At 47.5% G+C, this 24,128-nt stretch carries 22 protein-coding genes; 20 read left to right on the forward strand and 2 right to left on the reverse strand.

What is annotated here, in order from left to right:
* Positions 1 to 80 precede the first annotated feature (80 nt).
* From ACSQ8O_RS06140 to ACSQ8O_RS06205, 14 genes are all read left to right on the forward strand, one after another.
* The gene (locus ACSQ8O_RS06140; protein WP_436240851.1) at positions 81 to 2,108 is read left to right on the forward strand and encodes an LTA synthase family protein; all 2,028 of its coding nucleotides are present in this window, start codon (positions 81 to 83) and stop codon (positions 2,106 to 2,108) included.
* Positions 2,109 to 2,572: 464 nt separating this feature from the next.
* Positions 2,573 to 3,349 carry an ABC transporter permease gene (locus tag ACSQ8O_RS06145; RefSeq protein ID WP_056608361.1) on the forward strand — a complete coding sequence of 259 codons (777 nt, stop codon included), beginning with the start codon at positions 2,573 to 2,575 and terminating at the stop codon, positions 3,347 to 3,349.
* Positions 3,346 to 4,137, forward strand: coding sequence for an ABC transporter permease (locus ACSQ8O_RS06150; protein ID WP_436241954.1), 792 nt, complete (start codon positions 3,346 to 3,348; stop codon positions 4,135 to 4,137). The genes ACSQ8O_RS06145 and ACSQ8O_RS06150 overlap by 4 nt, the downstream gene beginning before the upstream one ends.
* 32 nt (positions 4,138 to 4,169) lie before the next feature.
* Complete coding sequence (locus tag ACSQ8O_RS06155) at positions 4,170 to 5,141, forward strand: ABC transporter ATP-binding protein (protein WP_436240853.1); 972 nt, start codon at positions 4,170 to 4,172, stop codon at positions 5,139 to 5,141.
* 38 nt (positions 5,142 to 5,179) lie between these two features.
* Positions 5,180 to 7,504 carry an RNA polymerase recycling motor HelD gene (gene helD, locus ACSQ8O_RS06160; RefSeq protein ID WP_436240855.1) on the forward strand — a complete coding sequence of 775 codons (2,325 nt, stop codon included), beginning with the start codon at positions 5,180 to 5,182 and terminating at the stop codon, positions 7,502 to 7,504.
* A 311-nt stretch (positions 7,505 to 7,815) separates the two neighbouring features.
* Entirely contained in the window at positions 7,816 to 8,907 is a 1,092-nt protein-coding gene (locus ACSQ8O_RS06165) for a GerAB/ArcD/ProY family transporter (protein WP_436240857.1), read from the forward strand.
* The gene (locus ACSQ8O_RS06170; RefSeq protein WP_436240858.1) at positions 8,908 to 10,359 is read left to right on the forward strand and encodes a spore germination protein; all 1,452 of its coding nucleotides are present in this window, start codon (positions 8,908 to 8,910) and stop codon (positions 10,357 to 10,359) included. It begins immediately after the preceding gene.
* Complete coding sequence (locus ACSQ8O_RS06175; protein ID WP_436240859.1) at positions 10,356 to 11,513, forward strand: Ger(x)C family spore germination protein; 1,158 nt, start codon at positions 10,356 to 10,358, stop codon at positions 11,511 to 11,513. Before ACSQ8O_RS06170 ends, ACSQ8O_RS06175 begins: the two co-directional genes overlap by 4 nt.
* A gap of 222 nt (positions 11,514 to 11,735) precedes the next feature.
* Positions 11,736 to 12,671, forward strand: a complete 936-nt coding sequence (locus ACSQ8O_RS06180) for a hypothetical protein (protein WP_436240860.1) — start codon at positions 11,736 to 11,738, stop codon at positions 12,669 to 12,671.
* Between the two features lie 67 nt (positions 12,672 to 12,738).
* Positions 12,739 to 13,476, forward strand: coding sequence for an ABC transporter ATP-binding protein (locus tag ACSQ8O_RS06185; RefSeq protein ID WP_436240861.1), 738 nt, complete (start codon positions 12,739 to 12,741; stop codon positions 13,474 to 13,476).
* Complete coding sequence (locus ACSQ8O_RS06190) at positions 13,469 to 14,221, forward strand: ABC transporter permease (protein ID WP_436240862.1); 753 nt, start codon at positions 13,469 to 13,471, stop codon at positions 14,219 to 14,221. The genes ACSQ8O_RS06185 and ACSQ8O_RS06190 overlap by 8 nt, the downstream gene beginning before the upstream one ends.
* Positions 14,222 to 14,225: 4 nt before the next feature.
* Positions 14,226 to 15,701 carry a sensor histidine kinase gene (locus tag ACSQ8O_RS06195; protein WP_436240863.1) on the forward strand — a complete coding sequence of 492 codons (1,476 nt, stop codon included), beginning with the start codon at positions 14,226 to 14,228 and terminating at the stop codon, positions 15,699 to 15,701.
* Positions 15,698 to 16,387 (forward strand): response regulator transcription factor, encoded by a 690-nt coding sequence (locus tag ACSQ8O_RS06200; protein ID WP_236291857.1) that lies wholly within the window; start codon positions 15,698 to 15,700, stop codon positions 16,385 to 16,387. Before ACSQ8O_RS06195 ends, ACSQ8O_RS06200 begins: the two co-directional genes overlap by 4 nt.
* A 144-nt stretch (positions 16,388 to 16,531) precedes the next feature.
* Positions 16,532 to 17,218 carry an MgtC/SapB family protein gene (locus ACSQ8O_RS06205; RefSeq protein ID WP_056609560.1) on the forward strand — a complete coding sequence of 229 codons (687 nt, stop codon included), beginning with the start codon at positions 16,532 to 16,534 and terminating at the stop codon, positions 17,216 to 17,218.
* Between the two features lie 66 nt (positions 17,219 to 17,284).
* On the opposite strand, the gene ACSQ8O_RS06210 is transcribed toward ACSQ8O_RS06205, so the two are convergent.
* Positions 17,285 to 17,728: a flavodoxin gene (locus ACSQ8O_RS06210; RefSeq protein WP_056608397.1), complete on the reverse strand. Its 444-nt coding sequence runs from the start codon at positions 17,726 to 17,728 to the stop codon at positions 17,285 to 17,287.
* Between the two features lie 166 nt (positions 17,729 to 17,894).
* Between ACSQ8O_RS06210 and ACSQ8O_RS06215 the strand changes: the two genes are divergently transcribed.
* Together ACSQ8O_RS06215 and ACSQ8O_RS06220 are read left to right on the forward strand one after the other, a co-directional pair.
* Positions 17,895 to 18,941: a TrmB family transcriptional regulator gene (locus ACSQ8O_RS06215; protein WP_436240864.1), complete on the forward strand. Its 1,047-nt coding sequence runs from the start codon at positions 17,895 to 17,897 to the stop codon at positions 18,939 to 18,941.
* Positions 18,938 to 19,600 (forward strand): HD domain-containing protein, encoded by a 663-nt coding sequence (locus ACSQ8O_RS06220; protein ID WP_436240865.1) that lies wholly within the window; start codon positions 18,938 to 18,940, stop codon positions 19,598 to 19,600. The genes ACSQ8O_RS06215 and ACSQ8O_RS06220 overlap by 4 nt, the downstream gene beginning before the upstream one ends.
* 436 nt (positions 19,601 to 20,036) lie before the next feature.
* On the opposite strand, the gene ACSQ8O_RS06225 is transcribed toward ACSQ8O_RS06220, so the two are convergent.
* Entirely contained in the window at positions 20,037 to 20,183 is a 147-nt protein-coding gene (locus ACSQ8O_RS06225) for a hypothetical protein (protein ID WP_436240866.1), read from the reverse strand.
* An 86-nt stretch (positions 20,184 to 20,269) separates the two neighbouring features.
* Between ACSQ8O_RS06225 and ACSQ8O_RS06230 the strand changes: the two genes are divergently transcribed.
* Genes ACSQ8O_RS06230 through ACSQ8O_RS06245 form a run of 4 tightly spaced genes read left to right on the forward strand, consistent with a single transcriptional unit; the run spans position 20,270 to position 24,124 of the window.
* Positions 20,270 to 21,523 (forward strand): DUF445 domain-containing protein, encoded by a 1,254-nt coding sequence (locus tag ACSQ8O_RS06230; RefSeq protein WP_436240867.1) that lies wholly within the window; start codon positions 20,270 to 20,272, stop codon positions 21,521 to 21,523.
* A gap of 25 nt (positions 21,524 to 21,548) precedes the next feature.
* On the forward strand, positions 21,549 to 22,388 hold the full coding sequence (locus ACSQ8O_RS06235) for an ABC transporter ATP-binding protein (RefSeq protein ID WP_236291862.1): 840 nt from the start codon (positions 21,549 to 21,551) through the stop codon (positions 22,386 to 22,388).
* Positions 22,321 to 23,085, forward strand: a complete 765-nt coding sequence (locus tag ACSQ8O_RS06240) for an ABC transporter permease (RefSeq protein ID WP_171632455.1) — start codon at positions 22,321 to 22,323, stop codon at positions 23,083 to 23,085. Before ACSQ8O_RS06235 ends, ACSQ8O_RS06240 begins: the two co-directional genes overlap by 68 nt.
* A gap of 13 nt (positions 23,086 to 23,098) precedes the next feature.
* The gene (locus ACSQ8O_RS06245) at positions 23,099 to 24,124 is read left to right on the forward strand and encodes an ABC transporter substrate-binding protein (protein WP_436240868.1); all 1,026 of its coding nucleotides are present in this window, start codon (positions 23,099 to 23,101) and stop codon (positions 24,122 to 24,124) included.
* Positions 24,125 to 24,128 lie beyond the last annotated feature (4 nt).

The raw sequence follows: 24,128 nt of genomic DNA on the forward strand, positions 1-24,128 counted from the left end.
TTAAGGTTCCCTTAAGGTTAGCTACATAATTCCTTCACAATTGACATTTACAATTAGGGGCATGAGGAGAGTGATGTAAGATGCACTTGAATTTGAAGCCCCGGAAGCGTCTTTCGAGTAAAAAGACCTCAAGTCGTCTGGGAGCATCGATTTCACTTGTTTTATTTATGATCGGTTTACCTATTCTGTCTGTTGTTGGTATGGAATTTCTTGAACGTGGTAATTTATCTGAAACCATGCAGTGGATTACAGGTAATCAACCATTATTTATGTTAAATGTAGGGTTAACCTTCTGTCTGTTGGCCTTCATTTATGCCCTTGTAGGGTCTTTGGCAATCTCTGGCTCCATTACGACCTTAATACTGGGTCTGATGGCAATTATCTCGTATATGAAAGTGAAAATGATCGGGGAGCCGTTCTTCCCTTGGGATATATTGCTGAACAAAGAGAGTATGGACATTGCTTCATTAGTAACGGGTAAAGCTGCTTTAATTCGAATATGTGCTGTAGCAGCTATGATTCTCATCGTTCTTGCGCTTCGATGGGTGATCCCGCGTGTTACCATACCAGTTATCGCTCGAATCGGTTTAGGGCTTTTTTCGCTCTATGCCTTGTATGCATTTGGGATCAAAACACCGTTAGCTGGTAAGATCTTAGACCACGCAGGTGTCAATGAGATTGTTTGGGATCAGCAGCAAAATTACGCAAACAATGGTCTCACGCTTGCCTTCACACTTAATGTGAAGAACTCGATCGTACAGAAGCCGGATACCTACAGTGAGCAAGCACTGGCTGCGGCAGCATCCAATATTCAACAAGCTACTGTGCAAGCTGCTTCTGTGCAACAGGATACAGGCGTCCGTAAAGCGAAAGCTACTCTTGCTGACGGGAAACAGCCCAATGTTATTTTCGTCATGAGCGAAGCATTCTGGGATCCTACCCTACTAGAGAATGTAACGTTCAGCGAAGACCCACTTCCGACAATTCACCGTTTGCAGCAGGAGTCAAGTTCTGGTTATTTGCTGTCTCCACAATATGGTGGCGGTACGAGCAACGTGGAATTTGAAGTATTGACTGGGAACTCGATGAGCTTCTTGCCTGGTGGATCCATTCCGTATCAGCAGTATATCTCGAAGCCAGTTCCAAGTTTGGCTAGCTATTTTGCTGATAAAGGGTATAAGAGCATGGGGATTCACTCGTATGAAGGATGGTTCTGGGATCGGAACAACGTTTATAAGCAACTTGGTTTTGAATCCTTTAAGAGTAGTGAACACTTCGACAATCCGGAAACGAAAGGTTACTTCATCTCCGATGCCGAGGTTGCAAGAAACGTGATTAGTGAAGTAGATAAAACAGAAAATCCGATGTTTATCTATACCGTAACAATGCAAAATCATGGACCTTATGATGAACCGCGCTACGGAGAAAATCAGTTCAAAGCAACTGGTGATCTTTCAGCGCAAGCCAAAAGTATTCTAGAAACGTATACGCAAGGTGCACATGACGCGGATCAAAGCTTGCAAATGATGATTGACCATTTCAAGGATTCAGATGAACCGACGATGATCGTCTTCTATGGTGACCATTTACCGATGCTTGGCATGGATTATCAGGTGTATAAAGAAGCAGGCTTCATTTCAACAAGTGATGCTAACAAATGGTCGTTGGAAGAAATCAAGAAGATGCACAGCATCCCACTTGTGACATGGTCCAACTTTGACATGCCGAAGCAAGACATTCCCCTGCTAAGTGATTCCTTCTTAGGAGCTCATGTCCTTGATATGCTTCATATGGAAAAGCCAGCGAATTTCGCTCTGAATGCCGAGTTGGCACAGCAAGTGCCAGGACTTCTTAGCAATTTGATTGTCGATCAAGAAGGACAGCTGCATGCAACGGTTCCGGAATCCGCGGCGCCTCTCATCGCCGATTATCGGAACGTGCAGTATGACTTGATGTTCGGCAAACAGTATCTGGCCACCTATTTGGATCATGATTATTTGACCAAAGGTACGCAAACAGACTACAATGCTGAATTTGGTGTTCCTGGCGCTGCTCCTCAGTCTGAAGCGCAAGGCAGCCAGGACGCAAAGCCGGCAAGTGCGCAGTAGTGAATAATAGGCCGTCTCTCAAGTGCAAGTTGGGAGGCGGCTTTTTTGCGTTTAAGTGCGATTAAGTCAACCTAACAATTAGAAATACCCCCGCACTACTTGGCATCCTCGCTATATTAACTGGAAAACCTCCATCTATTTTCGTGGAAAAGGAATGAATTAACAGATTAGATGGAAACTGTACAGTTAATTATCCCATTATCATCCGTTTCAGCGGAATCTAGCGAAATTAGCTACAGGAAATCCAGTTATTCTCTCGAAAGAGGGAAAAGTGGTTGAGTTAACTGTAGTTTTTACAGTTAAACATGTGGGGGTGATGGGGAGGAACCACCAAAACCCCCGCAAGAAATAATGGTTGCCAGGGGCAGGGTTATTTTGGTAATATGAGATTCCGTCTCTACGCGGCGACTGCACGAAAATCGAAAAGTCAAACGGATCTTGAATGACAAAACAGGAGGTGTTTTATGCTTTTCGCGGTTTTGGCGCGCAAGGCGTACGCAAGGAACTTGCAGTATCGTGGCTCGCATCTGCTGCATAATGCAGTGAGTGCGGTGTTCGGCTTTATTTATGCCAGCATCTGGACCAGCTTAGGCAGCGATGCATCGCTAGGCGAATACGGTGCCAAAGGCATCGTAAGTTACATTGCTTTTAACCAGGCAATTCTGTGGATTACACAGTTTACGACGAATGGACTCGGGCTCGAGCAATCGGTCAGGACGGGTCAAATAGCGGTCGATCTGATGCGGCCTGTGCATTTATTTTATCAAGCGATGAGCCGTGAATGGGGTCAAGTGTGGTATCAATTTTTATATAAAAGCATTCCGATTTATGTCCTCTATGTCTTCATCTTCTCCTTACAGCTTCCACAGATCGCCTCGGTGTATGGATGGACAGCTCTCTCACTCGTCACGGCCTCTTATATTTCCATCTGTTTGAACTACTTAATTGGTGTAGCCGCCCTATGGACGACGGAATCCCGTTGGTTTTACTGGGTTAACTATTCGTTCGCTATGCTGTTATCTGGCTTTTTTATCCCTGTGGAATGGCTGCCAGGCTGGCTTCGGACCATTAGCTTGTACACACCATATCCCTATCTACTCTATTACCCAACTCGAATCTACCTTGGACTTGAACACGGCACTGTTGTGCTAGGTGCAATTCTATGGGGCATCGGGTTTACTTGTGTCTGCTTGGCCGTTACCCAAGTGGTTCGCAAGAAGCTGGAGGTGCAGGGCGGATGATCTCGATTCGGCTGTTTCTGCTGCTCATTAGGGCAAGTTTCCGAAGTCGCATGCAGTATAAGTTTAATTTTGTGTTCTCGACCCTCATGTCTTCGTTCATTCAAATCTCTGAATTCATGATGGTGGCGCTGGTGTTGATGAAGTTTGGCCAAATTCATGGCTGGACACTGTATGAGGTGAGTTACTTGTACGGGGTGATGATGATTTCCAAAGCGATTTATCGCACGCTCGCCTCCGATGTACACCATCTAGAGAAGTATCTCGTGTCCGGCGATCTGGATGCGATTCTGATTCGTCCTGTCCCTGTGTTGCTTGCCTTAATGACCCAAAATTCAAGGATTCTCATTGCCGAAATCGGTCAAGGTTTGATCCTGTTGATCATTTCAATGAAAGCGCTTATCGGGAGCGGGCAAATCGGCTGGATCGCTATTCCATTAACGGGGTTTATCATCCTCACTGGTGCTGTGATTTTATTCGCCATTGGGCTGGCGACGGCGGCTGCAGGTTTCTGGCTCACGCGTATTGAGTCTTTGCAAAATATGACCGAGGACGCCTCCCAAACAGCAGCCCGCTATCCGCTTAGCATCTATCCCAAATGGTTGCAAGGCGCGCTGCTAGTACTCGTTCCAGTAGGCTTCGTCAACTACATTCCTGCCCTCTATGTATTGAGGAATGAAGGTGGCGTGGGCATGTTGTTAGGCACATTAATAGTCTCTGTAGCTGTGCTTTGGCTAGCCATGCGATTCTGGAAGCTAGGACTTTCTCGCTATCAAAGTACAGGTAGTTAATCATATTAACCAAAAGGGAGGGCAAGGCCTTAATGATAACGGTCAAGCATTTACGCAAAACCTTTCAATCCCCCGTCATCCAGGAGGGGAAGTTCTCGGGGATCCGAACTCTATTCTCTAGGGCGTATAAAGAGAAAGAAGCCGTGCGAGATGTGAGCTTCGAGATTGAAACCGGGGAGTTCGTCGGGTATATTGGTCCAAATGGGGCGGGGAAGTCGACGACGATCAAAATGCTCACAGGCATCCTGCACCCCACCTCTGGTGAGGTTTTGATTCATGGCAAAAGCCCGCAGAAACAACGGAAGCAGGTCGTTAGACAGCTTGGTGTTGTCTTTGGACAACGAAGCCAGCTATGGTGGGATCTCCCTGTGAAGGATTCCTACGAAATCCTCCTCGCGATGTATCGCGTAGAAGCGGCAGATGCGCACAGACGATTAGGTGAATTGACGGAGCTGCTCGATTTAAAAGAAATTCTAGATACGCCCGTTCGCAAACTCTCCCTCGGACAGCGAATGCGAGCCGACTTGGCAGCTTCGATGCTGCATGATCCGGATATTTTGTTTTTGGATGAGCCTACGATCGGCCTGGATGTGGTAGCCAAAAGAAATATCCGCGGTTTCCTACAGACACTGAATCGGGATTTCGGGAAAACGATCTTGTTAACGACGCATGACATGGACGATATTGAGCAGCTTTGCCCAAGAGTTATTGTCATTAATCATGGGCAAATTGGCTATGATGGTTCCATAGACGAGCTGAGAGATCGTATTGGGCTACCTACGATGATGAAGGTGTCCTATCGGGGTGCGATTCAAGTGCCGGATAGCTGGGAGCTGCCGTTTCGTTTGATCGCGCAAGAATCGAACAGGCTGACGATTGCTTGCAACCGACAAGAGCTGAAGGCGATGGACGTTCTACGGATTGTGAGCAGTTGGGGCGATATGGATGATGTACATATGGAAGAACCGGAATTTGAAGAAGTCATTCAGAACGTGTATCTTTAAAATATAGAAATCACTGGGAGTGGAGTGGAACTGAAACCATGGCGATAGGGAATGAAGAACGAGAGAAGGAAGCGCAGCGCGTCTCTGTGGTGCGATCTAATATTCAGCGGCGTATTATAGAACTGCGCCAAACGGTAGATGACCGGAGATCGGAAGCGACGGCGATTGGCCGTAGCTTCTGGGACGATATTTCCGTCAATGCCGACAATGACGATGATTTGATTGAAACGGCTGCGAGTATGGCTCAGCAGGAGCATGTGCTGCAAGGGCAGGAGCGCAGCTACCGGCTAGCGCAGGATGCTCTGCGTAAGCTAGAGCGTGTGGTCGATGCGCCTTATTTCAGCAGGATAGATTTTCAAGAGAAGGGCGAGCAGGAGCGGGAGAAAATCTATATCGGTTTGACGTCTTTCATCGATAGCAAAACAGATGAAATTCTCATCTATGACTGGCGGGCGCCGATCGCAAGCTTGTTCTATGACTATCCGCCGGGTCCAGCGACCTACCGTACACCAGAGATGGATGTAAGCGGCGAGCTATGGCTCAAGCGCCAATATATCATCAAAGCCGGCGAGCTGCAGGATGTGTTCGATACGGGCATCTCGATCGGTGATGAGATGCTGCAGAAGATGCTCAGCCGCAGCGCGGATGAGAAGATGAGCTCCATCGTGACCACGATTCAGCGTGAACAGAATCAGATTATCCGTGATGATCATCACAAGGTACTGGTCGTCCAAGGCGCGGCGGGCAGCGGTAAAACGTCCGTTGCGCTGCAGCGCATCGCGTATTTGCTCTATAAGTATCGGACGACACTTAGTGCCGATAATATGATCCTCTTTTCGCCGAACTCGCTGTTCAGCGATTACGTTTCTCGCGTTCTGCCAGAGCTGGGGGAAGCGACCATGCAGCAAACGACCTTCCAAGATTATTTAACACATAAATTAACAGATACCGGACTGAAGCTAGAGGATCCGTATGATCAGCTCGAATTTATTTTGACAGGTACCGAACAGGATCCTTTGTACGCTGCACGATTGCAGAGCATTACCTACAAGACTTCCGAGGCTTTCTTAAGTGTGATTGAAGCCTATGGGGATAAGCTCAAAGAAGGCGGGATCCGATTCGTTGACTTGGCTGTGGGTAAGAAGGTGTTGATCACCGCAGAGGAGTTGAGCGAACGATTCTACGGGAAGTCTTCGATTCTTGCTATCGGTGAGCGCATGGAGCAGCTGTCAGAATGGATATTGGAACAGCTGGACGTGTTTCAAGCGGATGTGCAGAAGCGGTTTTATCGCAAGCTTGTGCGTGAGCCGAAATACATGGGCTCAGAGCCCGAGATGAAGAAAATGAGCAGAGTCAAAGCGCACAAAGCGATCACGCCGCTCCGCGAAAAAGCACAGAAATTAGCCTATGTCGACGTGCTCGGCATGTACAAGGAGCTCTTTACAGACACATGCCTACAACAAGAGCTTGTTCAGCTAGCGGGTCAGTCGTTGCCTGAAGCATGGACGACGATCAGCACCTTTACAGTGGAAGCGCTAGAGCAAGGCCATCTGCGCTATGAGGATGCAACACCGCTTGTGTATTTGAAAGGACTCGTCGAAGGCCAACTGCGTGTGGGTACGATTCGTTATTGCTTGGTCGATGAAGCGCAAGATTATTCCCCGTTTCACTATGCCTATTTGAAGAAGCTGTTTCCACGCGCCCGCTTCACACTGCTCGGCGATTGGAATCAAGGGATCTTCACACACGCGAACGCGAATGTGAGCGAGCTCGTCAGTGCTGGTGGGGGATCAGACGCCACGCAGCAAGAACAATCCTACAGCTCGATTAGCGAGCTGATGGGGGAAGACGAGACGGAGACGATCCGTCTCGTCAAGAGTTACCGCTCAACACGCGAGATCACCGAATTCGCGTGTCAGGTCTTGCCGGGCGGCGAACCGGTGGAACCGTTCAGCCGCAGCGGCGAAGAACCTCGCTTGCTGCGCGCAGCAAGCGAGCAAGATCTGATCCGCCTCGTCGCAGAGGCGGCGGCACGGAGACGCGACGGCGGCGCAAGCTCCGTCGCGATCATTTGCAAGACCGAGCGCGAGACGGAGTCCGCGCACGGGCGCTTGAAGCCGCTGCTGCCAGAGCTCGCGCGGATCAGCAAAGACACGCTGCACTACGAAGCAGGCGTGATGATCCTGCCGGCGTACCTCGCCAAAGGGCTCGAGTTCGACGCGGTTATTCTCTACGACGCCGGGGCGGCTGTCTACGCGGAGGCGAAGGAACGCAAGCTGTTTTACACGGCTTGCACCCGGGCACTTCACTATCTGGATGTCTGTTATCTAGGTGAATTAACCCCTTTTCTTCCCGATAAATAGACATCCGTCCATACCCATCCGCCCTGCCTAACATAGAATATATGGAGCAACCAAGATCAGGTATAGCAGGCGGAAGGGGGAACTAACCATGTCAAACGTTGGATACTCCAGCACAGCAGTTGTACTAGTATTGTACATTTTGTTGGTTATCATATTGGCAACATTCTATTAATGTAATTGGCCGCATAAGCCGCCTTCCGACTCTTGGAAGGCGGCTTTGTTGCGTCTTTACGCATAATTTTCCAGATGAAGGAGAACTTAACGATAGCCGATGCCATCATTTCCACGTCATACCAATGCGGAGAACACTTATGTCTGTAAATAAACAAATTACTTCCATTCAATTATATGGGATCGTGATCATTGCCATCGCGATAACGAATCATGTTCTGCTCATCCCTGTTCTACTGCACTATGGAAAACGAGATTCCTGGTTAGGAGCTTCACTCGCCATTGTACCTATGCTTGTCTGGACTTTCTTGATCTACTTCTTGGTTAAACGAACCAAACAAGGTGACTTGATTGCATGGATAAGAATGAGGTTGGGAAAATGGGGGGCGTATCTCATTCAATCGTTCATTGTCTTAATCTGTTTAACGCATGCCTTAGTCACGATTAAAGATGTCACCATGTGGACACACGTCACCTACTTGCCTAGAACCCCCCTCATTATGATTTCGTTCTTGTTTATCCTATTTTGCTTTTTTGCAGCAAGAGAAGGTATTAAAGCGATTGCTATTGCATCTGGCCTCCTTTTGCCAGCAGTTGTTGCTCTCGGATACTTTGTGATGGGTGCTAATTTTCAATACAAGGATTACACGCTGCTAACACCGCTTTTCACACATGGATATGGTCCGACACTCATGTGTATGCTGTTAACTTGCAGCGCTTCCTTCGAAGTACTGAGTATTCTCGTTATGCAGCATCATGTCCGAACGCGTATCCGCCTACGAGGATTATTGATACTGACCACGTGTTTAATCGGGCTTACCATCGGTCCACTAACAGGAGCAATCGCCATATTCGGTCCCTTTGAAGCAGCGGATTTAAGGTATCCAGCCTTTGAACAATGGCGGATGGTGTCACTTGGGAAATATATTTCCCATCTAGATTTCTTATCCATTTTTCAATGGATTTCGGGGTCTAGCATGCGGACCTCGATATTGTTATTTATTAGTTTAGATATGATGAGAATAGAGAAGAAATCTACCAGAACCTACTTTCTTATTGGGATAAGCCTAGGTTTATTTGGAATTACCTTGTATCCCGTATCGGATAATCAAATGGTGATTTGGCTGCAGAGATATTACTATTCGTTGATGTTTGTAGTCGGTCTATCTCTACTGTTGTTTTTACTTGTAGTTGCTATGCTGCCTATTCGGCGAAAGGAGCAGGATGCTTAAGTGAATGAGCAGGATTTCCGTGAATGGTTTGCCCTTTCGGACGATGTTATTGTGAAAACGTACCCTGTCACGCAAGGAGGCAGGGTTGAGCGTGTAACGATGGTGTATTGTGAGGGCATGGTAAAAAAGGATATGATCGATGGTCTCGTGCTGCCTAATCTGCAGGCGTTTATAAATAGTGATTATTATCAAAATGAAGAAGCTCTCGATCTGAGAACATTACTTCAATTAGTCAAACTCACGGGTAAACATGTCGTAGATGAGATGAAATTATCTGTTTTTGCGGGTCAGTTAATTTTATTTTTTGAAAATAGCCAAGGTATATACTCACTGGATATTGCCGCTCCACCGAACCGTACACCTGAAGAATCTAGTACGGAAACGTCGATTAAAGGACCACGCGACGGATTTATTGAAGATGTCATCACGAATATCGCTTTAATTCGCAAACGCTTGGCCACATCGAGCTTATGTGTGGAAAAGATACTATTAGGGCGAAGAAGCAACACAGTAGTTGCTTTACTGTATCTCGGCGATATCATCAATGAGTCGGTCCTGCAAGAGGCTAAAGATCGACTACAATCGATTGATGTCGATGCGGTTATCAGCAGCGCACAGCTCGAGGAAGCCTTATCAGGGCGTAGTTATTCGATCTTTCCTATGCTGAATTATACGGGGAGACCTGATTTTGTGGCAGATAGCCTACTTCGCGGCCGATTTGCGATTATTGTGGATGGGTCTCCAATGGTTCTCGTTGCACCAGTCACCTTATCCTATATTTTAGACTCACCTGAAGATGTCCATAATCCCTACTATTATGTTGCATTCGAGAGATTGCTGAGAATAATCGGTTTGCTCATATCGGTATTGTTGCCAGGTCTTTGGATTTCGGTGTCCAGCTTTAATTTGGACCAAATTCCGTATCAACTCGTAGCCACAATTTCTTCTTCACGATTAGGCTTGCCTTTATCAGGCCCAATGGATTTCATTATCATGCTGATGTTATTTGAATTGTTCCGTGAAGCGGGCGCTCGATTGCCCAAGGTAGTTGGACAAACGGTTACCGTAGTAGGCGGATTAATTGTTGGTGATGCGGCGATACGCTCTGGAATTACAAGCCCCACTACCTTGGTAGTTACTTCCCTATCTACGATATCGATGTATACGCTAGTTAATCAAAATCTCGCCGGAACCATTACGGTGTTACGTATTATTATTCTGCTGATCTCCACCATGTTCGGTATATACGGATTCATGATTTCGCTCATGGGCTTAGTTCTTTTGATGTCGACGCTAGAGTCATTTGGCGTACCTTATCTAGCACCAATTTCACCGCCTCTATTCGGGGAAATGATCGCTTCCTTATTTTCGAAGACTTGGAAGAAGCTTGCACGCAGGCCGATCGAGCTCAATACGCAGGATGATACAAGACAAGGCAGTGAATCTTCATGATGAAAATGTGGTTGAAACTAACGGTGGCAGCGCTAATATTAACTAGCTTGACGGGCTGTTGGGATTTAAAAACGATTCAAGACACAAACTACATGACAGCGATTGGTTTTGATTATAAAGATGGGAAATACATCGTCTACGGACAAATGTTGGATTTTGCAAGTGTGGCCAAACAAGAAGGGGGTCAATCGGCACAGTTACCTTTGATTTGGGTAGGTAAAGAAGAGGGCGCAACTGTTAGCGAGGCATTCAATAAGCTCTACCGGACGTCCCAGCAACGTGTATTCTGGGGACATGTCGGTGCTTACTTGTTTTCCAAAAATGCGTTAAATCAAGGAATAGGCAAATTTACAGACGGAAACGTTCGCTATAGTGAAACGAGATTCACTCAGTGGTTTTATAGTACAGACGAGTCGATTGAGGACATTTTCTCCGTTATTCCCTTTTTCAATGTCTCGCCGATGAGTTCCATCTTAATGCAGCCAGCGGATAGCTTTCGACAACGATCTTACATCTCTCCACATCGGCTGTATTGGGTGGCTTCGAGATTACGAGAGCCTGGGGATACGGTGATGTTGCCCACATTGGACATCGAAGATGAGGTATGGAGGAAAAACAAAAAGCCAGATCCCAAACTAAGGGTGAATGGCGTTTATGCCTTGAACAAGCATCGTAGTTTGCAATGGTTTTCGGAGGAAGAATTTGTTGGTGCAAGGTGGTTGAATACACATACAATTCGTACCCCAATGCTCGTTTATAGAGAGGGGAAACCGGTTCACAACGTGATGATCAAACCGAAGGCTCATATTAAGATACGAGCGGATGGTGAGAAAACCATTTTCGATGTGAAGGTGTTAGCTCCGTCTACCATAGCTGAAATATTCGAAGAGGTTGACGAGGCTGAATTGAAGAAACTGATTGCCAAACAAGTAAAGGAAGAAATTGAGATGACCTTTAAACTTGGCAAAAGTAGAGAAACTGATGTATATGCACTGGAGCATATCCTTTACAGGGATGATTTCGCCAGATGGGCCAAACTCACGAATTACGGTGAAAAGCCGCTAACCGACTATGAGCTCGGTACCATAAATGTAAAACCCAGTATTCTCCACTCAGGTATGTTGAAAACGAATATAAAACAAACACAATATTAGTCAGCAACGAATCAACAAGAAGCTACCCATCGCAGGAGGGGGGCTTCTTTTTCATTTGAGCTCGTTATTACCCAGTTTAGAAATATTTAAGAATTGTTTTAGGCCAGGTTAATAGGCGGTTTAGTGGCAATTAACTCTTGAGGGCTAAGATAGTCAGTATGGAAGCGCAAGTAGCGCAGCCAAATTAGAGAAAGCGTATGGATTACGCGGAGGCAGGACGAGATGAATAAGAAGTTAGCGATGTTGGGATTAGGTGTAGCGGTAGGCAGCATGATGCTAGTGACCTCAGTATATGCAGGTGTGGGAGAAGCTCCCGGGTATGAATCGTTCAAAACAGCGGTGAAACAAACAGCGACGATTACGAACGTAACACGCCAAGTAAATGTGTCATTACAGGACAACGGAGCTTCCTTGCTGCAAGTGAAATCAACGATCAAAACCGGCGGAGCCGATCACGCTGGGAGTGCACAAGTGAATGTACTTAATGGCACGAATGAGCAGCAAACGATTCAATTCTACAACCAAGATGGCAAGCAGATTATCAAAACAGCCGATTCTGATGTTTACAAAGTCATTGAAGGTGACAACGCGCCAGCGAAGTTCAAAGGACATAACAACGGCAACCATACCGCAGACCCAGAAGTCATCAGCGAAGTGGAAAATGTGGTGGATGCCCTAGTCGGCAACTTGAAAAATTATGTCACGATGGACGACGCAGCGGGTAACGGGAAGGAAATTCATTTCAAGCTTTCCGGCAGCCAGATCTCTCCGATTGTGAATACCGTGGGTTCACTAGTAATCAAACATGGCACAATGGCCAAAGATGAGCCAATGCCAACCAAAGCGAACACGCTGGGGATTGACCTCGCGACACTAAGGAATAGCCTGCCGCAGCTTTCTTCCGATATTTCTATGGATGAAGTGGAAGTGAATGCGAGCGTGGACGGGGACGACCACATTACGAGTCAATCGGCACAAATTCATTTGTCTGGTAAAGATGAGCAAGGTGCTGAGCACGATGTTGTGCTTCGCATTGATATGACACTATCCAGCTTGAACTCGACAACGCCGGATACGGTTGATTTGAGCGGGAAGCAAGTCGAGAACGTGAAATTCGATGACATGTCGGGCCACAAAAAATGGGGCGACAAGCACTAATAAGCACCAAAGAGGAGCGGTCAACCTTGGCCCTCCTCCTCATTTCCCTTTTGAAAGGCGGAACGGCATGAAACACGTTGTTGAACTTAGCAATGTAACGAAAATATTCAGTAACCTCCGCGGCATTCATCAAGTAAATATGACGGTGCAGCGTGGTGATATATATGGCTTCTTTGGGCCAAACGGAGCGGGGAAAACAACCGTCATGAAGATCATGACTGGCCTATCTCAGGCGCAGCAAGGTCAGGTAAAGCTGTTTGGCTACGACGTGAAAACACAGTATGAGCAAGCGATGGCGAAGGTCGGCGTGTTGATCGAAACGGCAGAAGCCTACACCTACATGAGCGGCAGAAGAAATCTGGAGCAAGCAGCGCGGTTGTATCCAGGTGTGAGCAAGCAGCGAATAGACGAAGTACTCGAGATCGTGGATTTAACCCCTTTTCAGCACGAAAAGGTAGCAGGTTACTCACTTGGCATGAAGCAAAGGCTCGGACTAGCGTCCGCGATGCTCTCAAAGCCGGAACTTCTCATTCTCGATGAACCAACGAATGGTCTCGACATCGAGGGGATGGTTCATATTCGTGAAATCATCCTACGGCTAGCACGAGAAGAACGGATCACGTTTTTAATCTCCTCTCACCTTATCCACGAAATGGAGCTTATGTGCAATCGCATTGGCATTATCCATCAAGGGAAGCTCGTCCGTGAGGGACTCGTTTCCGATCTGATCGAAGGTAGCCCATCCTTGGAAGCCGCTTACCTACGGGAAATTCAAGAAGTTAGGGGGCTTGCCGCTAATGCCTAGTATTTTAACAGCCAATGTATGGAATGAGACGCTGAAACTCGCCTACAAAAAGAAAACGATCTTCTTTCTAGCTGTCACCTTGCTGCTACCCATTCTAGCAGGTATTCTGCTCTCGAGGTTCCAAGATGGTATCGGAATCGGTGCGATCGCAGCGAAGGATTTCCCCATCGTTATGCTGGGCTTGTTTACGACGATTTTCCTGCCTCTGTTCGTGTTCATGGGAGCTGCGGATGTGTTCTCTGGGGAGATGGGGGATCGTACGATGAAAAATGTCCTAACCCGACCACTCTCCCGTTTTAAAGTATTTGCATCCAAACAATTAGCGCTGGCCATCTATATTGCTCTATATTTAGTCGTGGCCCTCGTCGCATCGATAGTCTCCGCATTATTATTTCAGCATTTCGGTGGGATAGGAACACTCGGCAATTGGTTGCTCGCCTACGGCGCTGCCTTTGTACCCCTGCTAGCATTGAGTGTCGCCGCGGTATGTTTGGCGCAGTTTTTCTTGAGCAGCAGCTCGGCGCTGACGGTCAGCATCCTGTTATACTTGGCATTCAAAGTAGCGGCGTTCTTCCTCCCACAAATCGCAACTTACTCACCAACAGCCTACATGGATTGGCATATGCTTTGGGTTGGCGGTTCGATGGTGACGAGCAAGATCTTCTCGATCTTTATGTTTTTGACAGCGTGCAGTATACTATTTTTTACAGCAGGTTATTATTTGTTTGATAAAAAGGAGCTCTGACCCGATGTCGATTCGCGTACGGCTAGTCCTATCCTATATTGCCATGCTGCTTGTACCGCTTGTGCTCTTTGGGCTAGCCGTCATTCTGATCAGCATCGCCACTTTCGGAAGCTTGAAATCCGGTTTTGATGTCGACTTTTCGCATGGCAATCCCATTAAGCGCGTCGTCGATCAGGAAGCGGAAAATGTCGCTTATATCAAGGCCAAGATTGAAACGGATCCCGATGCCTTTCTACAGGAAACGTTTGTGAAGGATTTGAACGAGCGTTTTCACAAAATCAATATGGGGCTGATCATTCGGAAGGATCAAAATATTACGTATTTATCTTCCTATCTCAAAGATAAAGAAGCTGGTGACACCTCGCTGCTCCCACTTTATGGTACACCACCAGGGAAATTTCAACGTAATCAGGGTTCCCTGTGGATAACTAGACAGCAGGATTTCTTATTTTCGGATAAGAGTAAAGGTACGGTATTCGTATTTCTAGACGGCGGGCCTTTTCAGAAATATTTACACCAATTCTCCAAAACGGTTTTCTTAACTTTTATATTCATCCTCATCGCGACTAATGGTGTGCTGACTTACTTCGTTTCACGCAGCATTATAAGGCCGTTACGCGCTTTGAAACGGGCGGCTGAAGACATTAAAGAAGGCAACTTGGACTTCGAAATCGTCCCACATCGCAAGGATGAGCTTGGCGAGCTTAGCGTTGCTTTTGAAGAAATGCGCCGAAAACTCAAGAAATCCGTGGAGCTTCAACTCCAATATGAGGAGAACCGCAAGGAGCTTATTTCGAATATTTCTCATGATTTAAAAACGCCAGTCACTGCGATCAAAGGTTATGTGGAAGGCATCATGGATGGCGTCTCGAATTCGCCAGATAAGCTGGATAAATATATTCGAACCATTTATAACAAAGCGGCGGATATGGATCGGCTGATTGATGAGCTATTTCTATTTTCCAAGTTGGATCTGGGGAAAGTTCCTTTTCAATTCGAGACCGTCGATCTAGGGAACTACGTGCAGGATTGTACGCAGGAACTGCAATTTGATATGGAGAAAAAAGGAGTCCAGTTTACACTTGCCGATCTGCCACAAGAGCCGATACTGGTTACTGCAGATCGCGATAAGCTTAGACGCGTGCTTCTAAACATAATAGAGAATGCAATTAAATACAGTGAAGAAGGCAACTGTCAGATTACGTTAAGTGTGTTGCGGCAGGATGAATTTGCCGTTATTCAAATCAAGGACAATGGTCAGGGTATCTCGGATGAGGCGCTTCCGCATATTTTCGATCGTTTCTACCGCGCAGATCCTTCGCGCAATACGGCAACAGGAGGCAGCGGACTAGGACTGGCAATTGCGAAGCAAATCATTGAAGAGCATAGCGGGCGCATTGGTGCGACTAGCGTGTTAGGGCTGGGCACTACCGTGTTTATGGCCTTACCACTTTATCAGGGGAAAGGAAGCGAAGCATGAGTCGGATTTTAATCGTAGAAGATGAACAAAGCATTGCCGAGCTAGAACGTGATTATTTGGAAATTAACGGGTATGAGGTTGATATTGAAACGAGTGGCGAACGTGGGTTGGAGCGCGCGCTGTCGATCGACTATGATCTCGTGATACTCGATCTTATGCTTCCGATTATGGATGGTTTTGAAATTTGCCGACGTATCCGGAGTGTGAAGGATATTCCCATCGTCATGGTTTCGGCTAAAAAGGAAGACATCGACAAAATACGCGGTCTCGGCCTTGGAGCCGATGATTACATGATCAAACCGTTCAGCCCAAGTGAGCTGGTAGCTAGAGTGAAGGCCCATTTGGCCCGGTACGAACGGTTGATGGGACGTCGTGAGACGAAGAATGATGAGGTTCGCATTCGCGGATTGATGATTGATAAAACAGCGCGGCGCGTGTTTGTGAATGAGCGGGAGGTTATGTTCACGACCAAAGAATTCGATCTGCTGACTCATCTAGCAATGAATCCCAATCGGGTATACAGCAAGGAGCAATTGTTTGATCTTCTGTGGGGCATGGATGCCATGGGGGAGATCGCCACAGTGACCGTGCATATCCGCAAGCTGCGAGAGAAAGTGGAGCAGGATCCTTCCAATCCACAGTATATTGAAACCATATGGGGAGCGGGCTATCGCTTCCGAATCTAATTAACTAAGCCTGGGAGAGTTGCCTAACTCTTCTCGGGCTTTTTGGTTTTGTGCATAAACATTTTCCCATTTGACAAATGGTTATTTACATCCTTAATTTGTTAAGATATTGTAAAGGTTACTTAACTAGGGGAGTCAACGATGATGGAATTTACTGTAGATTTGCATATTTTAATGAAACTTGGGATATCAGCAATATTTGGATTAATTATTGGATTGGAACGGGAAATTAGGAATAAACCGCTGGGATTGAAGACGTCACTTGTCATTTGCTTAAGCAGCTGCTTATTGACAATCGTATCGATTGAATCGGCGAATAAGTACGCTGTTGCTGGTTTGCATGTTATGGATCCCATGAGGCTCGCGGCGCAAGTGGTGAGCGGGATCGGTTTTCTTGGCGCAGGTGTTATTCTTCGCAAGCACAATGATGTCATTATTGGACTGACAACGGCTGCTATGATTTGGGGAGCTGCAGGCCTTGGAATTGCAGTTGGAGCTGGATTCTACGTTGAAGCCTTCTTCGGACTCATGCTCATTCTCATCAGCGTAATCGTGTTACCTTATTTTATTAAAAAAATGGGACCGAGACCGCTAATCATGAAAGATCTTCGCGTGCGTCTGATCGTTTCCCATGAGGGGAATTTAACGACGATTATCAAGGCGATTATTGCCAAAGGGTACAAAATGAAAAGTGTTCACATCAAAGAATTGAACCAAGAACTGCAGGAGCTAAATTTCATCGTATATGTGGATCGGAAATATGCTTCTGAAGTGTATGATGAGATGAAAAGTATGGAATATATCGAGATCGCCGAAGTAGAAACGTTGTAAGAAGGGAACCGGATCGTGGCCACAGGGGCCGCTTTCCGGTCTTTCATTTTAGGCATGGTCAGTTGCTTAGGCTAATGCTGCAGCAAATTTAAGACCTAACTCATGGCACAATTGTTTCTCATCCTTGGACGGATTAAGTTCCACTTTGAAGCCATCGAATACTTTTTCCCCGCCAATTTCAGCTAGCTTCTCTTCGAGTGTATCCACCGCTTTGCCAAAATACGTGTAAGAGGAATCAGCAGAACCGAATACGCCGAACTTGCGTCCCTCGAGATTAATGTCATCCATTTCGTCGTAGAAATCTTCGTACTCATCTGGTAAGTCGCCATCTCCCCACGTATAAGCTCCTAGTAAAACACCTTCATATTGCTCGAGCTCACTTGCGTTCGTATCCATAACGTTTTTGAGAACAGGCTCGATCCCTGCCTCTTGAATGCCGGCTGCAATCGCCTCGGCGAGTTCTTCTGTATTTCCAGACATGCTTGCGTATACGATGATAATTTTGGACATGATGGACCTCCTATTGGTTATATAAAAAAAGCAACCCATTAACTTCCACCATATTATTTGATAATGATTATCATTGTCAATATAAAAATTTCTGTAGGACGTACTGTGAAACGATACGACTATGCTTTTGATCATGCTACAATAGGGATATGAGGGGGGCTGCGCCATGGAGAATGTTCTACAGCATTTGAAAAACCTTGGCTTCACGGATTTGGAAGCGAAGTGTCTGCACGTACTAGCAGTGAGTGGCACGCAAACTGGCTATGAAATCGCCAAGGGGCTTGGCGTATCGCGTTCGAACGTATATGCAGCTTTACAAAAGCTCGCAGAAAAGGGCGCAGTGCTCACGAGTCATGGTGAACCCACCGTATATCAAAGTGTGCCGATTGAGGAAATCGGCGAGCGAATGGAAGCGGAGCTGCAAGCCTCCATCCGTTATGTGAAAGAGCATCTGCCCAAGCAAGAGACGCAGATGTCGGAGTATTTCAGCTTGGAAGGTGAAACCAAGGTTATCGAACGTATTCGTTCGGAGCTTAGGAAAGCGCACGAGGAAGCGTTCTGTGATCTGTCTCCAGAGGAAGCGAAGCTGCTGAGGGATGATATCCGCGAGGTGTCTGCACAAGGCGTGCGTGTCATTGTCATGCCGACGCGCGATGCCGGAACTGGATTCTACCCATTTGCACGTAAACGTGGAGAGGGTCTGAAAGGGCAGCAGGGGCGTAAATTCGCGATACTTATTGATCGTAAACTGGCGATTATTGGCACGCGAGGCGTCGAAGATCCCACGGTAGCGATGATAACCGAGCATCCTGCGATGGTGGAGTTGCTGTATAATCATTTTTGCAGTAGTGTCGTGTTACAGGAGCTTCAGCAAGATATGGGTACTAAGCTTGAGGATAAATACGGCAAAAATTTTAAGAAAATCATACAAAAACAGATAGATGGAAAAGTGCCTGAACCCAAGAAATCGGATGAGGGCAAAGTGGTTGCGCTTAAGCTCCATGCGGGCAATGAGATTGCCGGAGAGCTCGGACATCTTGATGAGGGCGTATCTGGCGGAGAGCTTTTGAGTGATGAGAGCGCTAGAGAAGATAACCGTGAAAAGTTGGAACCAGGAAAGTCTGGACTAGGGAAGTCTGAGCAAGAAAAGCCTGAACAAGAAAAGCTGGAACAAAGAAAGTCTGGACAAGGAAAGAGGAAAAAGAAGAAATGATGGAAAATGAAGTAGATCAAGAGAGGATACTACTCGCGGCGGAGACGCTCGTGAAGGAGAAGCTAGAGCGCGATAGCAGCGGCCACGATTGGTGGCATATTTATCGCGTGGTGCAGACGACGAAGCGCATTGCCGCCCAAGAGGGCGCTGATTGCTTCGTCTGCGAGCTTGCGGCGTTGCTTCACGACGTTGTCGACGAGAAGCTCAACGCCGATCCAGCTGCGGCGCAGCGCGAGCTGGATGCTTGGCTCGCCGCCAGCGGCACGCCGGCGGCGCAGGTAGAGCACGTGCTGGAGATTATCAGCACGATGTCGTTCAAGGGCGGCGCGCGTCCGCCAATGCGCACGCTGGAGGGCCAGGTCGTGCAGGATGCCGACCGGTTGGATGCCATTGGCGCGGTGGGCATCTCGCGCGTGTTTGCTTATTCGGGCTGGAAAGGCCGCCCGATTCATGATCCTTCCGTCATCGCGCGCGAGCAGATGACAGAGGCGGAGTATCGCGGGGGCAATGACACCGCGATAAATCACTTTTATGAGAAGCTCCTCAAGCTGAAGGAGCTTATGAATACGGCCTACGCGAGGCAGCTCGCGGAGGAGCGGCATCGCTTCATGGAGCTGTATCTGCAGCAGTTTTATGCAGAGTGGGAAGGCGAGCGATAAGATTGCTTATTGGGGGAGCCGACAATGGCTCTCTTTTTTTGTGGTTTCTTATAGTGGGCGTACAGAATGCAGTTGCATCCATCATATGGTTGCTGTCATTCCGCGTCCGTCACCATTACCCCGTAATCTGCCACCATCACCCGATCACCCCTTCACCCCAGCCACCACATTGGCGATTAAATGGATTTTCTCCAGTTATTTATGCAGGATTCTCCCATCTACAACAATTAACTGGATTTCCTACAGCTAATCCAAGCCAAATTCGATGGAAATTAGGAAATCTGGTGAAAATACCTACATATTTTCCATTTAAATTCCAAATCGAGCGAGAAAGTACAAAATTAGCTACGTAAAATCCAGTTATTTTGTGCGTGGGGGAGTGTGATTGTTACGGAAGAGGAGGAAAGGAGTTTGATTTGTTTGAAACAAACAGGAGTCACTGAGGCGGATAATTGTACATGTTGCGATGAACTGCAGCTAAAAGGGTTAAAACAGCATTTCTTTCTGTAATTGTTGTTGCTGCAACTGTCATTCCTAGAACTGCCGTTTCCAACAGCCAGTCTGACCCCAATTCCTCCCCCACCAACACCCCTCCCACCTTTCTTTCCAAAATGTGATAAAATAGAAAGAATGATTCATCAACCCCACGAGGAAAGAGATGTTATGACGATGAAAAAAGAAGCAAAGTATATAGCAACGGTTTCACTTGGTGTTATGGGCGCGGGCTTTCTGGCTACGCTGCCAACAGCCGTGTCCTCCACCGTATGGGGCACATTCCTGCAAGGTGGATTCGAGGCAGGGGTTGTCGGCGGCTTGGCTGACTGGTTCGCAGTTAGCGCCCTTTTCCGTCATCCGCTTGGCATTCCCATCCCACACACGGCGCTTCTGCCGAACAATCGGGAGAAGATTACGAAGGCGCTCGTCTCCACCGTACAGAATGAGCTGCTCTCCAAAGAAACCATTCGCGCACGTTTGCAGCAAATTCGATTCTTGGAGCGGGGCCTAGAGCTGGCAGACAAGCAGCTGGATAATGCGTCCTTGCACAAAGGACTCACGGCGCTAGCGAAACAAGCGCTTCAAGCGATTGACCTAGAGAAATTAACACCTCTCCTTGCAGAGGAAATACATAAAGCGCTCCAAGACGTTGATACTAGCCGACTCGTACGGACCATTGTGGAAAGCATCGAAGATGGCGGCTATGACGGCAAAACGTTCGATTTTGTCCTAGACAAAGTAGCGGCCTGGGCAATTAAAGCAGATACACGTGATCAGCTGGGGGCTATGGCGATCAAAGCGTTTGAAGGCTTGCAGTCGAATGGCTTCATGGCTTTTGCCGTGAACGCGTTTATTGGTATGGTGAACGAGGAGAAAATTGGCGGAATTATTCAGAATTTTGTACTCAGCTACATCGAGCAAATGCGCACGAAAAACCACCCGCGCAGGGAATCTGTGCTCACGTTTATCCGTAGCGAACTGCACAAGTTAGAGCGTAATCCACAGCTGTTAGCAGAGCTAGAAAAACTGAAAACGAAGCTTCCTGAGCTGTTCGACCTCGATGAGAAGTTAGCGCATTTACTAACTAAACTAAAAGAAAAAGCGGAAGCCTTCATCGATGAGCCCGACTTTGTTCCTCAGCATGTGGTGCCCATTATACGCAAAATGCTTACATCCATTCGCGAAAACCCTGATATGCTGCACAAGGGTGAAGACTGGATTCAAGAGCAGATCGCGTCCTATGTGGAACAAAATCACAGTAAAATTGGCCAACTGGTGAAAGAGAACCTAGACAAACTCGACAACGAGAAGTTGACGGTGCTCATGGAAGAGAAGATCGGTAGCGATCTACAATGGATTCGGGTAAATGGTGCGATTTGTGGATTCATCATTGGGTTAGGCTTGGCAGGCTTGAAAATGTTATTCTAAGCGACAACGTGGGGGATGAGGGAGCTTGATCGAGATTAAGGGAGTCAGCAAGACGTTCGTTCAGCGCATCGGGGGCAGCTATAAGGCGTTGGATGACATCACATTGACGATAAATAAAGGGGAGTTCGTCTCGCTGCTAGGCCCTTCAGGCTGTGGGAAATCGACGGTTCTGAACCTTGTAGCGGGGTTCGATACGCAATCCGAAGGCATCATTCAGGTCAATGGGAAAAAGGTAACAGGCGCTGGAGCAGATCGCGTCGTTGTTTTTCAAGAGCATGGGTTGTTCCCATGGCTGACGGTTCTAGACAATGTCGCCTTCGGCCTCAAGCAGAAGGGAATTGCGAAGAAAGAGCGTCACGAGATGGCGATGGAGCAGATCAAATCTGTGCATCTAAGCCGGTTCGCGGATCGATATCCGCATGAGCTTTCAGGCGGGATGAAACAGCGGGCAGCGATTGCCAGAGCGCTCGCGATGGATCCGGAAATTTTGCTGATGGACGAGCCCTTCGCGGCATTAGACGAGCAAACACGCCTTATTTTGCATAAAGAATTGGAAGAAATATGGATGCGTACGCGCAAAACGATTCTCTTCATTACCCACAATATTCGCGAAGCGGTCATCCTGTCGGATCGGGTTCTGGTGATGTCCACACGTCCTGGCACGATCAAGAAGGAGTTCTCTGTCAAAGCAGCGAGACCTCGAGACAGCGCAGATTCGGTGCTCCATCATATGGAGGCGTTGATTATGGACGCACTTGCGGATGAGCTGGAGAAGGTTGTGAGAGAGGAGACTGGCGATGAGTACAGCATTAAGAAGAACGATTTTTCTGGTACTGCTTCTGATAGCTTGGGAGGCGGGATATAGGATCTTCGGCTGGGGATGGAAATTCCCTTCGGTTTCCCAGACACTGCAAGCTTTCTATGACGGCATCGTGCATGGGGAGCTGCTGCAGGCTGCTGGAGCGAGTATGCTGCGGCTGCTCATTTCCTTTGCTTTATCACTCGCGATAGGGACGACGTTAGGCTTTCTATTTGCTAGATATCGCTTGCTCGATGACACGCTAGGCTTCTTAGTCGTTTCTTTGCAGACAATTCCGAGTATTGCTTGGTTGCCTTTTGCTATTATTTGGTTCGGATTAAACGAAACCTCCGTTATTTTCATCACGACACTTGGAGCTACTTGGACGATGGCATTGGCAAGCCGTACAGGGATCAAGAATATCCCGCCGATTTATTTGCGCGCCGCTCAGACGATGGGGACGGGGAATGGCTTTAACCTGTTCCTTCAGGTCATGATTCCGGCTGCTTTCCCTCATTTGATTAACGGTGTACGTACAGCATGGGCATTTGCTTGGCGGGCTCTTGTAGCGGGTGAGTTGATTGCCAAAGGCGCGGGGTTAGGTCAGCTTTTACAGGATGGGCGTAATCTCGGTGACACCTCGCTGATGCTCTGTATCGTCATTATTATCGCTGTACTAGGCACGGTTTCAGACCATTTCTGTTTCAAAAAACTAGAAGATAAAGTGCTAGAGCGCTACGGCCTCGCTGGCTCCAAGTCGTAGGGGAGTGGGCGTGATGACAAGGCGCATTAAAGTACTTCTGCTGTTACTCTTCGCTATAACACTCCTGAGTGCCTGTGAGGAAAAGCTGACAGCTTCGGGTAAGCCGCAAGTCGTTCGAGTTGGTGTGTTCAAAAATGTGACCCATGCCGCCGCCTACATCGCGCTGGAAAAAGGTTACTTTGCCCGCGAATGGGGCGACGAAGTCAAGATCGAAGTGACACCTTTCGATAACGGTTCCGATCTGTCCATCGCGATGGCGACGGGTGATATCGACGTAGGATTCGTAGGTCCAGGACCTGCGACGACTTTTTTTCTGAAAAGCGGTAATTTCCGCGTAGTCTCCGGATCCAATAACGGCGGTGCCGTGTTGGTTGCGAGATCGGATGCAGGTATCCAGACGACCGCAGACTTGCGAGATAAAACCGTCGCAATCCCGGCCAAAGGGAATACGAACGAAATTTCACTGCGTTTGCTGCTTCAGCAAGCAGGCATTTCGCTCGGAAGAGGCAAGGAGAACGCACATCTCATCGTCCGCTCACCAGCGGATACGCTGATCTCTTTCCGTCAGAAAGAAATCGATGCTGCCTTAGTCCCTGAACCATGGGGAACTCAGATTGAGAAGGCTGGGCTTGGTAAAGTCGTTGCTGATTGGCAGGCGATCCCGCCTAACAATGGCGACTATCCAACGGTTATTATGGTGGCCAGCGATACGTTTATCGCCAAGCATCGTGACATTGTGAAAGGCGCGATCAAAGCTAATCTGGACGGCATTACGTTCATTCAAAGCAGCCCTGACCAAGCATACGATCTGATTAATAACCAGCTGAAGAAATACAGCGGCAAGGGCATGGACAAAAGCTTGATTAAAGCCTCGCTTAGCCGCCTCAAGCTGACCACTGACGTTAATGTCAAAGTGATGGAAGAGATGGCGAAGGTGTCTATCGGCGCTAGATATATCAAAGGTATTAAGCCAGAGGAGCTGGATCTTAGCCGGTTTGTGGATCTCTCCATGCTTTCCGAAGTTAAGGCTGGGAAATAAGATC

It is taken from the genome of Paenibacillus sp. LjRoot56 (genome assembly GCF_964253335.1).
GTDB lineage: Bacteria > Bacillota > Bacilli > Paenibacillales > NBRC-103111 > Paenibacillus_E > Paenibacillus_E allorhizoplanae.

What these genes read in the sequence shown, in the direction of transcription:
- ACSQ8O_RS06140 (WP_436240851.1), top strand. Translation starts at nt 81, where the DNA reads ATGCACTTGAATTTGAAGCCCCGGAAGCGTCTTTCGAGTAAAAAGACC.
- ACSQ8O_RS06145 (WP_056608361.1), top strand. Translation starts at nt 2,573, where the DNA reads ATGCTTTTCGCGGTTTTGGCGCGCAAGGCGTACGCAAGGAACTTGCAG.
- ACSQ8O_RS06150 (WP_436241954.1), top strand. Translation starts at nt 3,346, where the DNA reads ATGATCTCGATTCGGCTGTTTCTGCTGCTCATTAGGGCAAGTTTCCGA.
- ACSQ8O_RS06155 (WP_436240853.1), top strand. Translation starts at nt 4,170, where the DNA reads ATGATAACGGTCAAGCATTTACGCAAAACCTTTCAATCCCCCGTCATC.
- helD (WP_436240855.1), top strand. Translation starts at nt 5,180, where the DNA reads ATGGCGATAGGGAATGAAGAACGAGAGAAGGAAGCGCAGCGCGTCTCT.
- ACSQ8O_RS06165 (WP_436240857.1), top strand. Translation starts at nt 7,816, where the DNA reads ATGTCTGTAAATAAACAAATTACTTCCATTCAATTATATGGGATCGTG.
- ACSQ8O_RS06175 (WP_436240859.1), top strand. Translation starts at nt 10,356, where the DNA reads ATGATGAAAATGTGGTTGAAACTAACGGTGGCAGCGCTAATATTAACT.
- ACSQ8O_RS06180 (WP_436240860.1), top strand. Translation starts at nt 11,736, where the DNA reads ATGAATAAGAAGTTAGCGATGTTGGGATTAGGTGTAGCGGTAGGCAGC.
- ACSQ8O_RS06185 (WP_436240861.1), top strand. Translation starts at nt 12,739, where the DNA reads ATGAAACACGTTGTTGAACTTAGCAATGTAACGAAAATATTCAGTAAC.
- ACSQ8O_RS06190 (WP_436240862.1), top strand. Translation starts at nt 13,469, where the DNA reads ATGCCTAGTATTTTAACAGCCAATGTATGGAATGAGACGCTGAAACTC.
- ACSQ8O_RS06195 (WP_436240863.1), top strand. Translation starts at nt 14,226, where the DNA reads ATGTCGATTCGCGTACGGCTAGTCCTATCCTATATTGCCATGCTGCTT.
- ACSQ8O_RS06200 (WP_236291857.1), top strand. Translation starts at nt 15,698, where the DNA reads ATGAGTCGGATTTTAATCGTAGAAGATGAACAAAGCATTGCCGAGCTA.
- ACSQ8O_RS06205 (WP_056609560.1), top strand. Translation starts at nt 16,532, where the DNA reads ATGGAATTTACTGTAGATTTGCATATTTTAATGAAACTTGGGATATCA.
- ACSQ8O_RS06210 (WP_056608397.1), bottom strand. Translation starts at nt 17,728, where the DNA reads ATGTCCAAAATTATCATCGTATACGCAAGCATGTCTGGAAATACAGAA.
- ACSQ8O_RS06215 (WP_436240864.1), top strand. Translation starts at nt 17,895, where the DNA reads ATGGAGAATGTTCTACAGCATTTGAAAAACCTTGGCTTCACGGATTTG.
- ACSQ8O_RS06220 (WP_436240865.1), top strand. Translation starts at nt 18,938, where the DNA reads ATGATGGAAAATGAAGTAGATCAAGAGAGGATACTACTCGCGGCGGAG.
- ACSQ8O_RS06230 (WP_436240867.1), top strand. Translation starts at nt 20,270, where the DNA reads ATGAAAAAAGAAGCAAAGTATATAGCAACGGTTTCACTTGGTGTTATG.
- ACSQ8O_RS06240 (WP_171632455.1), top strand. Translation starts at nt 22,321, where the DNA reads ATGAGTACAGCATTAAGAAGAACGATTTTTCTGGTACTGCTTCTGATA.
- ACSQ8O_RS06245 (WP_436240868.1), top strand. Translation starts at nt 23,099, where the DNA reads ATGACAAGGCGCATTAAAGTACTTCTGCTGTTACTCTTCGCTATAACA.